This window comes from Streptomyces sp. NPDC004327, assembly GCF_042873935.1.
Lineage (GTDB): Bacteria > Actinomycetota > Actinomycetes > Streptomycetales > Streptomycetaceae > Streptomyces.
Window position 1 is genome coordinate 194,370 of the sequence record NZ_JBIAME010000009.1, and the last position, 14,287, is coordinate 208,656.

The window sequence follows — 14,287 nt, forward strand, 5'->3', positions numbered from 1 at the left end:
GGATTGGCGCCGTACGGCGGCTCGGTGTCAGGGCCGTCAGGGCCGTCTAGCCGGTGACGGCCGGTTCGGCGGCCAGGCCGAGGGCCAGGGTGCGCAGCGCGTCGACCGTGCGGTCCGGGCCGTAGCGGGCCGTCAGTTCCCGCGAGACCAGGTGGAACTCGGTGCAGCCGAGGACCGTTCCCGAGCAGGCGTAGCGCCGCAGCAGCCGGTCCACCGGCGGCAGCACCTCGTCGGGGAGCGGGCCCTCGTGCTTCATCCGGTAGATGAGCCGGTGCACGAGCGCCTGGTCCTCCGGGTCGGGCCGGACCACCCGGTGGGCGACCTCGTCCCAGCCCGGCGCCCGCTCGAAGACGCCTGCGAGCCTGCTGCCCTCGGTCGAGAGCAGCAGGAACCGGCCCGGGGAGGCGGCCAGTTCGGCGACCGTGAGGTCCACCAGGGACACCACGCGCTCGCGCAGGGCCGGATCGATCAGCCGCAGGAAGTGGTGGGCGGTGAAGCAGATGACGACGACCTGGTCGGCGCCCTGCGCCAGCAGGTCGCGCAGCCGGGCCTCCAGGCGTTCGGTCATCTCCCGCACCCGGCCGAGCCGGATGGCCTCGGTGCGGTCGGGGAAGGCCGGGTCGGAGTCGAGCAGCACCCTCGGGCGGGTCTGTTCGGGACCCGCCCACCGGGAGGCGTAGACCGTGCGCAGGAACTCGGCCGAGGACAGCGGCCCCATGCCGCCGAGCACACCGAGCACGCCGCCGCTCGGAAGCGTCCTCATCGGGCGATCCGGGGAGCGAGGATGCCGCCGATCCGGGCCGCGGGCACCGGGTCGAGCATCCGGTGGTGCTCGCAGTCGACCTCGTGGATCTCCAGTTCGCCGTCGAGGTGCTGCTTCCACGCCTCCGGCTGCGCCCACTCCCCCCGCCTGCGTCCCGCGACGACCAGGGTCAGGGTGCCGCGGAAGCTCCGCGGCACGTGGTCGCTCGTGATCGCCACGGTGTTGACCATGACGTCGAGCGCGGCGGCCCGCTGCGCGTCGTCGAGGTGGCGCAGTTCGCTCTCGCCGCGGCCGAGCCAGCCGACGATCCGGGCCCGCGCCTCGGCGAGGTCGGCCGGCTGCCGGCAGGCGCCCTCGGGGAGTCCGTACACCTCGGCGTAGCCGTCGTGCATCTGCGTGAGGATCTGCTCCGGGGTGCCGGTCCCCGCCGCGCCGGGCGCGGCCGGATAGGCGTCGAGCAGGGCGAGCAGGGCCACCTCGTGGCCCTGGTCCTGCAGGGTGGTGGCGACGGCCTGCGCGAGGATCCCGCCGAGGGACCAGCCGAGCAGGTGGTACGGGCCCTCGGGCTGCACCCGGCGGATCTCGCGCACGTAGTCCTCGGCGAGTTCGCCGAGCGAGGCGGCGAGCGGCTCGGTGCCGCGCAGGCCCCGGGCCTGCAGGCCGTAGACCGGGTGGTCGGCGTCGAGTCCGGTGAGCAGGGAGGCGTAGCGCCAGCCGAGGCCGGCGACCGGGTGGACGCAGAACAGCGGGCGGGCGGCGCCCTCGGTGCGCAGCGGCAGCAGCACCTCGAAGGCGCTGTCGGCCCCGTCGGTCAGCTGGGCGGCGAGCCGGGCCGGGGTGGGCGCGGCGAAGACGTCGCGCAGCGCCGGGGTGCGGCCGAGGACGGCGCCGATCCGGCTGACCAGCCGGGCGGCGAGCAGCGAGTGGCCGCCCAGTTCGAAGAAGTTGTCGTCCACGCCGACGTCCCGGGCGCCGAGCGCCTCGGCGAAGAGGCGGCAGAGCAGCTCCTCCTGCGGGGAGCGCGGCGGCCTGGTGGACCGGCCGGCGGCCGGGGCGGGGGCGGGCAGCGCGCGGCGGTCGAGTTTGCCGTTGGGCGTGAGCGGCCAGTCGGTGACGACGACGAAGGCACTGGGGACCATGTACGCCGGCAGCCACTCGGCGGCCTGCGCGCGCAGCGCCGCGGGGCTCGGCGGGCTGGGGTCCGTGGGGTCCTGCTGGACGTAGGCCACCAGGCGCTGGTCGCCGGGCCGGTCCTCGCGGACCATCACCAGGGCGCGGGCGACGCCGGCGTGCCGGGTCAGGACCGCCTCGACCTCTCCCGTCTCGACGCGGAAGCCGCGCACCTTGACCTGGGTGTCGGCGCGGCCGCAGAAGCGCAGCCGTCCCTCGGCGTCCCACTGGGCGAGGTCGCCGGTGCGGTACATGCGGCCGCCGGGCGGGCCGTAGGGGTCGGCGACGAAGCGCTGCGCGGTCAGCCCGCGGTCGAGGTAGCCGCGGGCCACGCCGGTGCCGGAGACGTACAGCTCGCCGGTGACGCCGGGCGCCACGGGCCGCAGTTCGCGGTCGAGGACGTAGGTCCGCACGCCGTCGATGGGGCGGCCGATGAGCGTGGGGCCGGTGGCGGTGGCCCCGTCGTGCGGGGTGAAGGACACGTCGCAGGTGGCCTCGGTGGGGCCGTAGGCGTTGATCAGCGTCCGGTCGCGGCCCCAGAAGGCGGCCAGTTCCGGCGAGCAGGTCTCGGCGCCGGTGATCACCGTGCGCAGGTCGGGCAGGGGTACGCGGGGGATCTCGGCCAGCACGGAGGGCGCGATGAGCAGGTGGGAGATGCGCCGGGCGGCCAGCAGCCCGCCGAGCTCGGGCCCGGCCGGGGTGCGTTCCGGGACGACCAGGCAGCCGCCGGTCAGCACGGAGACGCACAGTTCCGCCATGGAGACGTCGAAGCTCGGGGAGGAGAACTGCAGCACCCGGCTTCCGGCGCCCGCGCCGTAGTCCGCGGCCTGGTGGGCGGCGAGCGCGGCGAGGCCGGTGTGGGTGACCACGACGCCCTTGGGGCGGCCGGTGGAGCCCGAGGTGAAGATCGCGTAGGCCGGATTGGTCACGCTCAGCGGCGCGAGGCGTGCCGTGTCGTCGAGGTCGGTGCCGTCCTCGGCGGCGCACCGGGCGCGGACGGCCGGGTCGTCGAGGAGGAGCAGCGGGACGTCGTCGGCGCCGGGCGTGCCCGGCAGTCCGGCGGCCAGGGCGGTGGTGGTGACGAGCAGGGCGGGGCGGGCGTCCGCCAGCATGGCGGCGAGCCGTTCCGCCGGGTACTCGGTGTCGAGCGGCAGGTGGACGGCGCCGGCCTTCAGGACGGCGACGACGGTCTCGATCAGCTGCTCGGAGCGCGGCAGGGCGACGGCCACGTACGTCTCGGGGCCGGCGCCGCGGTCGACGAGGAGCCGGGCGAGCCGGTTGGCCCGCTCGTTGAGCTCCCGGTAGGTCAGGGTCACGTCACCGGCCTCGACGGCCGGGAGGTCGGGCGTACGGGCGACCTGGGCCTGGAAGAGGTCGGGGAAGGGCGCGGCGGGCACGGGCTTCCGGGTGCCGGGGCCGGTCCCGAGGAGTTCGCGGCGCTCGTCGGGGGCGAGGATCTCCAGCCGTCCGACCGGCTGCTGCCCGTCCTCGGCCACCTGGGTGATCACCCGGGTCAGGCGCTCGGCGAGCGCCCGGGCGGTCCCGGGCTCGAAGAGGTCGGTGGCGAATTCGAGCATGCCCTCCAGTCCGCCCGGCTCGCCCTCGTCGGTGCGGGTCTCGCGGAGGCTGAACGCGAGGTCCACCTTGGCGCCGTTGCTCGGGTCGCCCACGAATCCGGCGGTCAGGCCGGGCAGGCTGAGCGTCCCGCCCGCGGTGTTCTGCAGGATGAGGGAGACCTGGTAGAGGGGTCCGTGGGAAAGGGAGCGGCCGGGGTTGACCGCCTCGACGACGCGCTCGAAGGGCACGTCCTGGTGGGCGTAGGCCGCCAGGTCCGTCTCCCGTACCCGGGCGAGGAGTTCGCGGAACGTCGGATCCCCGGACACGTCCGTACGCAGGACCAGGGTGTTGACGAAGAAGCCCACGAGGTCGTCGAGCGCCTCGTCCGTGCGGCCCGCGACCGCCGTGCCGAGGGGGATGTCCGTGCCCGCGCCGAGCCGGGAGAGCAGCACCGCGAGCGCCGCCTGGAGCACCATGAACAGCGTGGCGTCCGCGTCGCGGGCCAGCGACAGCAGCGCCCGGTGGACCGGGGCGTCGATCGTGAAGCGGACCGTGTCGCCGTGGTGGCTGGCGACGGCGGGACGCGGCCGGACGAGCGGCAGCTCCAGGAGCTCCGGGGCGCCCGCCAGCGTCTGCTGCCAGAACGCGAGCTGGGTTTCGAGGAGGCTGTCGGGGTCGTCGGCCGAGCCGAGGACCTCGCGCTGCCACAGCACGTAGTCGGCGTACTGCACCGGCAGCGGCGCCCAGTCCGGGGCCGCGCCCCGGCAGCGGGCCGCGTAGGCGACCGACAGGTCCCGCAGGAACGGGCCCATCGACCAGCCGTCGCTCATGATGTGGTGCATCACCACCGACAGGACGTGCTCGTCCTCGGCGGCCCTGAGCAGGGTCACGCGCAGCGGGATCTCGGCGGCGAGGTCGAAGCCGTACGCGGCCCGCTCGGCCAGCGCCCGCTCCACGTCGCCCGTCAGGTCGGCGAACTCCACCGCGACCCGGGCCTCGGGCTCCACGATCTGCACGGGCTCGCCGTCGGCCTCGGCGAAGCGGGTCCGCAGCACCTCGTGCCGCCCGACCACGTCGTTCACCGCCGCGACCAGCGCGTCCCGGTCCAGCGTGCCCGAAAGGCGCACCGCGAGCGGCACGTTGTACGTCGGGCTCGGGCCGTCGAGCCGGAACGCGAACCACAGGCCGCGCTGCGACGGCGACAGCGGCAGCGCCTCCGGGCGCTCGGCCGGCACCAGCGGTGCGCGCGCCGCACCCGCGCGGGCCACGAGCGCCGCCAGGCCGGCCACCGTCGGCGCCTCGAACACGGCACGCACCGACAGCTCCACGCCGAACACCTTGCGCACCCGGCTCAGCAGCCGGATCGCGGTGAGCGACTGGCCGCCGAGCGTGAAGAAGTCGTCGTCGACGCTGCGGCAGGGGCGGCCGGTGATCTGCTCGAACAGGCCGCACAGGATGTCCTCGACCGGCGTCTGCGGCGCCCTCGCGGCGGCGACGGGCTCGGCCGCCGGGCCGGCGTCCCCGAGCGGGGCGAACCGGCGGAAGCCGTCCGGCAGCACGCACTCGACGGCGGACGCGGGGCGGCCGGGGTCGGCGATGATGCCGGACAGCACCTGGACGACGGCGGCCAGCACGGCGCCCGCCTCGTCCTCGTCGAAGAGGTCCGGACGGTACTCGAGTTCGGCCTCGAAGCGCTCGCCGGTCTGCGCGGCGATGAGCCGGAGCGGGTAGTGGGCGGCGTCGTGGCCCTGCTCCACCTCCACCCGGACACCGGCGTACGAGGGCCGGGCCGCCGCGTCGCCGGGGTAGTTCTCGAAGACCGCGAAGGTGTCGAAGAGGTCGCCCGGGCCGGCCATGCGCTGGAGCCGGCCGAAGCTCATGTGGTGGTGGCCGAGCAGCGCGCTCTGCTCGCCGCCGAGCCGGGCGAGGTCGTCCAGGACGGACCGTCGGGGGTCGAGGCGGACGCGCACCGGGATGGTGTTGATGAACATCCCGATCATCGTCTCGATGCCGGGCAGTTCGGCCGGCCGGCCCGAGACGACGGTGCCGAAGACCACGTCGTCACGGCCGGTGAGCCGGCCGAGCACGATGCCCCAGGCGCCCTGCACCAGGGTGTTCACGGTCAGTCCGGTCCCGCGGACCAGCCGGACCAGCTCCGCGCCGAATCCGGCGGGGACCGCGGCGGTCACCCGGCGGGGCAGGACCGGGGCCCGGCCGTGGTCCGCCGGAGCCACCAGACTGGGGCCGGGCAGTCCGTCGAGGGCGCGCCGCCAGGCCTGCTCGGTGGCGGCGTCGTCCTGTGCGGCGAGCCATTCGAAGTAGCGCCGGTTGGGGACGTGCGGCGGCAGCGTGGCGTCGTCGCCGCCGTTCTCGTAGAGCGTGAACAGCTCCCGCACGAGCACCGGGTTGGACCAGCCGTCGAGCAGCAGGTGGTGGCTGGTCATCACCAGGCGGTGGCGGTCCGGGCCGAGCCGCACCAGGGTGAACCGCGCGAGCGGCGGCCGCTCCAGCGGGAAGCGCCGTACCCGGTCGTCGGCGAGGAACCGCTCGAACTCCTCGGCGGTCTGCTCGGTCTCCTCCCACGGGAGCGGCACCGTGCGGTGGACGACCTGGAACGGCTGGCCGTTGCCGCGCTGCCGGAAGCCGGCCCGCAGGTTGGGGTGGCGCCTGATCAGGGCCTCCAGGGACGACTTGAGCACGTCGGCCCGCAGCGGTCCCTCCAGGGCGAGGACCACCTGGACGTTGTAGACGTCGACCGCCTGGTCGTCGTAGTGGGAGTGGAAGTACATGCCTTCCTGGAGCGGCGTCAGCGGAAGGACGTCTTCGAACGCGGACTGGTTCATCACAGCGACCTCAGTTCGGCTTCAAGTTCGTCGATCTCTTCCTGGGACAGCCCGAGGACGAGGTCGGACGGGGTGTGGCCACCGGCGCCGGCGCTCCCGGCGTGGGCGGCGAGGGCGTCGAGCGCGGTGAACCACAGCTCGCCCAGCTCCCGGACGTCGGGCTCGGTCAGCAGCTCGCCGGGCCAGGACCAGGTGGCGCGCAGCCAGGGCCCGTCGGGCCGGTCCTCGGTCATGGCGTTGACCTCCAGGGCGTGGCTGACGGGCATGTCGGCGTCCCGCGGGGCGGGCGTGGGCAGACCACTGGCCCAGGTCCACAGCGCGTCGGCGGCGCCGGCCGGGAGGTTCCCGGGCGCGCCGGCGGGCGCGTCGGCCGCCTTGGTGAAGCGGCCCAGGTAGTTGAACCCCAGCTGCGGCGGGGCCAGGGGCGCCAGCTGTGCGGCGGTGCGCGGGTTGAGGTGGCGGAGCATGCCGTAGCCCACGCCGTTGCCGGGCAGCGCGCGCAGCTGTTCCTTGACGCGCTTGAGCGAGTCGCCCACGCCCGGGCCGGCCGCGCGGACCTCGTCCCAGCCGAGCGGGGCGGGGGTCAGCCGGACCGGGTGGAGGCTGGTGAACCAGCCGGCGGTGCCGGAGAGATCGGCGCCCGGCACGATGTCCTCCCGGCCGTGGCCCTCCAGCTCGACGAGGACGCTGTCCGCCGGGCCCTGCCCGCGCCGCCGGCGCCACTCGCGGCAGGCGAGGGCGAACGCGGTCAGCAGGACGTCCTGCACACCGGCGCTGTAGGCCGCCGGCACCGTGGTGAGGAGGGGTTCGGCCTGCGCGGGCGGGAGGTCGAGGCTCAGTTCCCGGGCGGTGCGGGCGGTGTCCCGGCGGGGATCGAGCGGCCGGCTGCCCAGGGTCGGTTCGGCCGTGCCGGGCGGGCCGGCCAGGATGCCGGTCCACAGCGGCAGTCCGGCCTCCCAGACCGGCTCGCGGGCGGCCTCGTCCAGCCGGTGCGCCCACGCGCGGAGGGAGGTGTGCGCGGGAGCGGGGCCGGGGCCCTGCCCGGTGGCGGCGGCTTCCCAGACGGCGCGCAGGTCGGGCAGCAGGATGTGCCAGGACACGCCGTCCACGGCCAGGTGGTGGACGAGGACCTGGAGCAGGCCGCTGCGGTCCGGCCCGGCGTCGTACCAGACCAGCTGCACCATCGAGCCGTCGGCCGGGGAGAGCCGCAGGCGGGCCTTCTCGCCGTGCTCGGCGAGGGCCTCGTCGCGGGCCTCGGGCGTCAGCCCGGCGACGTCGACGCGGTGGACCACCGCGTCGGCCGGCACCGATCCGGGCGGGTCCACGACGGGCTGCCAGGAGCCGTCCTCACCGGTGGCGATCCGCAGCCGCAGGGAGTCGTGCCGGTCCAGCCAGGCGGCCGCCGCCCCGGTCAGCCGGGCCTCCCCCAGGTCCGCCGGCACGTGCAGGACGACGCTCTGGTTGAACCCGGCGGTGGGGCCGTCCAGTTCCCGCAGCCAGTGCATGACGGGCGTCATCGGGAAGCCGCCCGTGCCGTCCGCGGAGTCGGGCGCCGTCCGCACGTCGGCCTCGGCCGCGGCGGCGGCGAGCGCGGCGACGGTGCGGAGCTGGAAGACCTGCTGGACGGTGAGGGCGAGGCCCGCGGCGCGGGCCTGCGACACCAGCCTGATGGAGCTGATGCTGTCGCCGCCCAGTTCGAAGAAGCTGTCGTCGATGCCGGGCCCGTCCACGCCCAGGACCTCGGCGAAGACCGCGCACAGCGTCCGCTCCCGGTCGGTGCGCGCCGTCCGGCCGGCCGGGCGGCCGGAGTGGTCGGGGGCGGGCAGGGCGCGGTGGTCGAGCTTGCCGTTGGTGGTCAGCGGCAGCTCCGGCAGGGTGACGACGGCCGTGGGCACCATGTACTCGGGGAGGATCGCGCCGGCGTGCTCGCGCAGCGCCGACGGCTCCGCCTCCGTCCCGGGGCGGGCCGGCACCACGTAGGCGACGAGCCGCCGGTCGCCGGGCCGGTCCTCGCGGACGACGACCCTGGCCTGCGCCACCGCCGCGTGCGACTCCAGGGCCGCCTCGATCTCGCCGAGTTCGATGCGGAAGCCGCGGATCTTCACCTGGTGGTCGGCGCGGCCGAGGTAGTCGAGCGTGCCTTCGGGGGTCCAGCGCGCGAGGTCTCCGGTGCGGTACATCCGGGTGCCCGGCGCGCCGAACGGGTCGGCGACGAAGCGCTCGGAGGTGAGCGCGGCCCGGTCGAGGTAGCCGCGGGCCAGGCCCGCTCCGGCCACGTACATCTCGCCGGACACGCCGGGCGGCACGGGCCGCAGCCGCTGGTCGAGCACGTACATCCGCAGGTCGGGGATGCCCCGGCCGATAGGGCTGCGCTGCTGCGCGGCGGCGGCCGCCGACGCGTCGAGCGGCAGGTGGCTGACGTGCACGGTGGTCTCGGTGATCCCGTACATGTTGACCAGGAGCGGGGCGTCGTCGGCGTGCCGGGCGTACCAGTCGGCGAGCTTGCCGAGGTCGAGCGCCTCGCCGCCGAACACCACCTGGCGCAGCGCCAGTGCGCGCCCCGTCTCCGGGTCCTCGGCGTCGGCGTGGATCAGCTGGTAGAAGGCCGACGGCGTCTGGTTGAGGACGGTGACGCCCTCCTTCGCCAGCAGCCGCAGGAACTCGCCGGGCGAGCGGCTCACCTCGTACGGCACGACGACCAGGCGGCCGCCGCTGAGCAGCGGGCCCCACAGCTCCCAGACGGAGAAGTCGAACGCGTAGGAGTGGAACAGCGTCCACACGTCGTCCGGGCCGAAGCCGAACCACGGCTCGGTGGCGTCGAACAGCCGCACGACGTTGCGGTGCGGCACGACGACGCCCTTGGGCCGTCCCGTGGAGCCCGAGGTGTAGATGACGTACGCGGGGCTGCCGGGCCGCAGGGTGCCGGCGCGCTCCGCGTCGGTCACGTCGCCGGCGGGCCGGCCGGCGAGCCGGGTCAGGGTGCCGGGGGCGTCGAGCAGGAGCGTGTCCACCTCGGTGGCGGGCAGCCCGGCGGCCACCTCGGAGGTGGTCAGCAGCAGCGTGGGCCGGGCGTCGTCGAGCAGGTACGCCGTGCGGTCGCGGGGCGAGCGCGGGTCGACCGGCACGTACGCGGCGCCGGCCTTCACCACGGCGAGCACGGCCACCACGAGGTCGGCGGTGCGCGGCAGGGCGAGGGCGACGAGCCGTTCCGGGCCGGTGCCGTGGGCGAGGAGCAGCCGGGCGAGCCGGTTGGCGCGGTCGTTGAGCTCCCCGTACGAGAGCGTGGTGTCCTCGAAGGTGACGGCGGGCGCGGACGGCGTACGGGCGGCCGCGGCCTCGAAGAGTTCCGGGAGCGTGGCCGTGACCTCGTCGCCGCCGGCGGTGCCGCTCCACTCGTGCAGGATGCGCGCGCGCTCGGCCGGGTCCAGGATCTCGATCCCGGCCACGGCGCTGTCGGGATCCTCGGCGACGGCCCGCAGCACGCGCAGCAGCCGCTCCGTCAGCGTCCGCGCTCCGGCGGGCTCGAACAGGTCGGTCGCGTACTCCAGGGAGCCGGTGAGTCCGGCGGGCGCGCCGTCGGCGGTGAACCGCTCGCGGAAGCCGAAGGAGAGGTCCGTCTTGGCGACGCCGGCCTCGGCGGGCTCGGCGGTCACGGTGACGCCGGGCAGGGCGAGCCGGCCCTCGGCGTTGTTCTGGAGGTGCAGCATCACCTGGGCGAGCGGGATGTGCGAGAGCGCCCTGGTCACCCCGGCGGCCTCGACGACGCGCTCGAAGGGCACGTCCTGGTGGGCGTAGGCCGCGAGGTCCGTCTCCCGTACCCGGGCGAGGAGTTCGCGGAAGGTCGGATCCCCGGACACGTCCGTACGCAGGACCAGGGTGTTGACGAAGAAGCCCACGAGGTCGTCGAGCGCCTCGTCCGTGCGGCCCGCCACCGCCGTGCCGAGCGGGACGTCCGTGCCCGCGCCGAGCCGGGACAGCAGCACGGCGAGCGCCGCCTGGAGCACCATGAAGAGGGTGACGTCCGCGTCGCGGGCCAGCGACACGAGGCGCCGGTGCAGCTCGGCGTCCAGGTCCAGGCCGACGGCGGCGCCGCGGTGGCTCGCGACGGCGGGGCGCGGCCGGTCGAGCGGCAGCTCCAGGAGTTCCGGGGCGCCCGCCAGCGTCCGCTGCCAGAAGGCGAGCTGGCCCGCGAGCAGGCTGTCGGGGTCGTCCGCCGAGCCCAGCAGCTCGCGCTGCCACAGCACGTAGTCGGCGTACTGCACCGGCAGCGGCGCCCACAACGGGGCGGCGTCCTCGCAGCGGGCCGCGTAGGCGACCGACAGGTCCCGCAGGAACGGGCCCATCGACCAGCCGTCGCCGGCGATGTGGTGCAGCAGGAGCAGCAGGACGTGCTCGTCCCCGGCCGCCTTGAAGAGGGTCACGCGCAGCGGGAACTCGGCCGTCAGGTCGAAGCCGTACGCGGCCCGCTCGGCCAGCGCCCGCGAGAGCCCGCCCTCCGCGGGCCCGTTCTCCTCCGGCTCCACGTACTCGACGGTGACCGGTGCCTCGGCCTGGACGACCTGGACGGGCTCGCCGCCGACCTCGGCGAAGCGCGTCCGCAGCACCTCGTGCCGCGCCACCACGTCGTTCACGGCGGCCGCAAGCGCCGGCCGGTCGAGCGCGCCCGAGAGGCGCACCGCGAGCGGCACGTTGTACGTCGGGCTCGGGCCCTCCAGGCGGAAGGCGAACCACAGCGCGCGCTGCGACGGCGACAGCGGCAGCGCCTGCGGGCGGGCGGCCGCGACCAGCGGCGCGCGCACGGGCCCCGGTCCTGCGTCGAGGAGGGCCAGCAGACGGGCCGGCGTGGGCGCCTCGAACACCGCGCGGACGGTGAGTTCGGTGCCCAGGACGCCGCGGACGCGGCTGACGAGGCGGGTGGCGAGCAGGGAGTGGCCGCCGAGGTCGAAGAAGTTGTCGTCGACGCCGACCGCGTCCACGCCGAGGACGTCGGCGAAGACCCGGGCCAGGATCTCCTCGCGCGAGGTGCGCGGGGCCCGGCCCGTCGCGCCGGCGCCCTCGAAGCGGGGGGCGGGCAGCGCCTTGCGGTCGACCTTGCCGTTGGGGGTGAGCGGCCAGCGGTCCAGGACGACGACGGCGGACGGCACCATGTAGCCGGGCAGGGCGGAGGCGACGCGGGCGCGCAGCTCGGCCGGGTCCGGGCCGCGGTCGCCGGACGGCGTCACGTACGCCACCAGGCCGGGTCCCGCGGGGCCGTCCTCGCGTACGGTCACCAGGGCTTCGGCGACGTCCGGGGCGGCGGTCAGCGCCGCCTCGATCTCGCCCGGCTCGATCCGGTGGCCGCGGACCTTCACCTGGTGGTCGGTGCGCCCGAGGAACTCCAGCTGGCCGTCGCCCCGCCAGCGCACGAGGTCGCCGGTGCGGTACATGCGGCCGCCGGGCGCGCCGAATGGGTCGGCGACGAACCGCTCGGCGGTGAGCCCGGCCCGGTTCAGATAGCCGCGGGCCAGGCCGTGGCCCGACACGTACAGCTCGCCGGCCACGCCCGCGGGCACGGGGCGCAGGCCCGCGTCGAGGACGTACACCCGGGCGTTGGCGATGGGTCCGCCGATGGGCGGGGTCACCGCGCCCGACAGCGGCCGGCCGGCGGTGGCGCAGACGGTGGTCTCGGTCGGCCCGTAGGCGTTGATCATCCGGCGGCCCGCCGACCAGCGGCCCACCTGTTCCGGGGCGCACGCCTCGCCGGCCACGACCAGGGTCATCCCGGGCGGGAGGGCGCCGGACGGCAGCTCGCCGAGGAGCGCCGGGGGCAGGGTCGCGTGGGTCACCCGCTGCGCGGCGAGGAGCTGCGCGAGGGGTTCGCCGGCGGCGAGGTGGGAGGGGGGCGCGACGACGAGCGCGGCGCCGGTGGTGAGCGCCATGATCATTTCCCAGGCCGCGGCGTCGAAGCTGGGCGAGGCGAACTGGAGCACGCGGGCGCCGGGGCCGACGGCGAAGAGGTCCTGCTGGGCGGCGGAGAGGGAGGCGATGCCGGTGTGGCTGACGACCACGCCCTTGGGCCGGCCGGTCGAACCCGACGTGTAGATCACATAGGCCGGGTGCCGCACGTCCGGCGCGGAGCCCCGCTCGGCGTCCGACAGCCGCGCCGACGGCAGGTCCGCCAGCTCCCGCACGACCTCCGGGTCATCGAGCACCACCGAAGGACAGTCCACCTCCGGCAGCACCACGCCCGACGTGGTCACCACGCACACCGGGCCGGCGTCGGCCAGCATGTACCCGATCCGGTCGGCCGGGTAGTCCGGGTCCACCGGCACGTACGCGCCGCCGGCCTTCTGCACCGCCAGCGCCGCCACCACCGCGTCGATCGACCGCGGCAACGCCAGCGCCACCACCCGCTCGGCCCCCACCCCGCGAGCGACCAGGAGGCGCGCCAGACGGTTCGCCCGCTCCTCCACCTCGCCGTACGACACCACCACGTCGCCGGACACCACCGCCGGCGCGTCCGACCGCGCCTGCGCCTGCGCCTCGAACAGCTCCGGCAGCGTCAGGGCGGGAACGTCACGGGCGGTGTCGTTGCGGCTCCGCAGCAGGGTCCGGCGCTCGTCGGCCGACAGGGCGTCCACGGCGCTCACGGCGCGGTCGGGCGCGGCCACGAGGGCCCCGAGCACGCGGACGAAGCGGGCGGCCATGTCCTGCGCGCTGTCTCGCTCGAACAGGTCGACGGCGTACTGGATCTCGCCGGCGAGGCCCGCGGGAGCGCGGTCGGGGGTGTGGCGTTCCTCCAGGTAGAAGGTGAGGTCGACCTTGGCGACACCGGTCTCCACCTCGCCGAAGGAGGCGTCGACGCCGGGGATGGAGAACTCGCCGGCGGCGTTGTTCTGGAGGGTCAGCAGCACCTGGAACAGGGGCGCGTGGGAGAGGGAGCGGCCGGGGTTGACCGCCTCGACGACGCGCTCGAACGGCACGTCCTGGTGGGCGTAGGCGGCCAGGGCCGTCTCCCGTGCCCGGGCGAGGAGTTCGCGGAAGGTCGGGTCGCCGGAGACGTCGGTGCGCAGGACGAGGGTGTTGACGAAGAAGCCCACGAGGTCGTCGAGCGCCTCGTCGGTGCGGCCCGCGACCGCCGTGCCGAGCGGGATGTCCGTGCCGGCCCCGAGCCGGGAGAGCAGGACGGCCAGGGCCGCCTGCACCACCATGAAGGGGGTCGCGTCCGCCTCACGGGCCAGCGACACCAGCGCGTCGTGCACGCCGGCGTCCACCGTGAAGCGGACCGTGTCGCCCCGGTGGCCGGCGACGGCGGGGCGCGGCCGGTCGAGGGGCAGCTCAAGGAGCTCCGGGGCGCCCGCCAACTCCTTCTGCCAGAAGGAGAGCTGCTCGGCCATCACGCTCGACGGGTCGTCCGCCGAGCCCAGCACCTCCTCCTGCCAGAGCACGTAGTCGGCGTACTGCACCGGCAGCGGCTCCCAGTCCGGCGCGCGTCCGGCGCACCGCGCCCCGTACGCCACCGACAGGTCCCGGGCCAGCGGGCCCATGGACCAGCCGTCGCCCGCGATGTGGTGCAGCATGAACAGCAGGACGTGTTCCCGCTCGGCCAGCTGGAACAGGGTCACGCGCAGCGGGATCTCGCTCGCCAGGTCGAAGCCGTACGCCGCCCGCTCGGCCAGCGCCTCGTCCAGCTCGCCGTCGACCTCGACGCACTCGACCGCGACCGGGCCCGCCGGCTCCACCACCTGCACCGGCTCGCCGTCGACCTCGGCGAACCGGGTGCGCAGCACCTCGTGGCGTCCCACCACGTCGTCCACCGCCGTCAGCAGCGCGGCCCGGTCCAGCGCACCCGACAACCGGACGTACAGCGGGGCGTTGTACGTCGGGCTGGGGCCCTCCATCTGGAACGCGAACCACAGCCGACGCTGCGCGAACGACATGGGGTACACAGGGAACTCCTCTTGGGGTGTGCGCA

The 14,287-nt window shown here is 75.5% G+C and carries 3 protein-coding genes; all 3 read right to left on the reverse strand.

Features of this window, described 5'->3' with window-relative positions; all coding sequences use genetic code 11:
- Positions 1–46: 46 nt before the first annotated feature.
- From ACFYU9_RS29105 to ACFYU9_RS29115, 3 genes are read right to left on the reverse strand one after another with little or no spacing between them, the layout of a single operon-like run.
- Positions 47–763: an aspartate/glutamate racemase family protein gene (locus ACFYU9_RS29105; protein ID WP_389208333.1), complete on the reverse strand. Its 717-nt coding sequence runs from the start codon at positions 761–763 to the stop codon at positions 47–49.
- Positions 760–6,333: an amino acid adenylation domain-containing protein gene (locus tag ACFYU9_RS29110; RefSeq protein ID WP_389346632.1), complete on the reverse strand. Its 5,574-nt coding sequence runs from the start codon at positions 6,331–6,333 to the stop codon at positions 760–762. Before ACFYU9_RS29110 ends, ACFYU9_RS29105 begins: the two co-directional genes overlap by 4 nt.
- A complete protein-coding gene (locus ACFYU9_RS29115) occupies positions 6,333–14,252 on the reverse strand; it encodes an amino acid adenylation domain-containing protein (protein WP_389346774.1) in 7,920 nt (2,639 codons plus the stop codon). The genes ACFYU9_RS29110 and ACFYU9_RS29115 overlap by 1 nt, the downstream gene beginning before the upstream one ends.
- Positions 14,253–14,287: the final 35 nt, after the last annotated feature.

What these genes read in the sequence shown, in the direction of transcription:
- ACFYU9_RS29105 (WP_389208333.1), bottom strand. Translation starts at nt 763, where the DNA reads ATGAGGACGCTTCCGAGCGGCGGCGTGCTCGGTGTGCTCGGCGGCATG.
- ACFYU9_RS29110 (WP_389346632.1), bottom strand. Translation starts at nt 6,333, where the DNA reads ATGAACCAGTCCGCGTTCGAAGACGTCCTTCCGCTGACGCCGCTCCAG.
- ACFYU9_RS29115 (WP_389346774.1), bottom strand. Translation starts at nt 14,252, where the DNA reads ATGTCGTTCGCGCAGCGTCGGCTGTGGTTCGCGTTCCAGATGGAGGGC.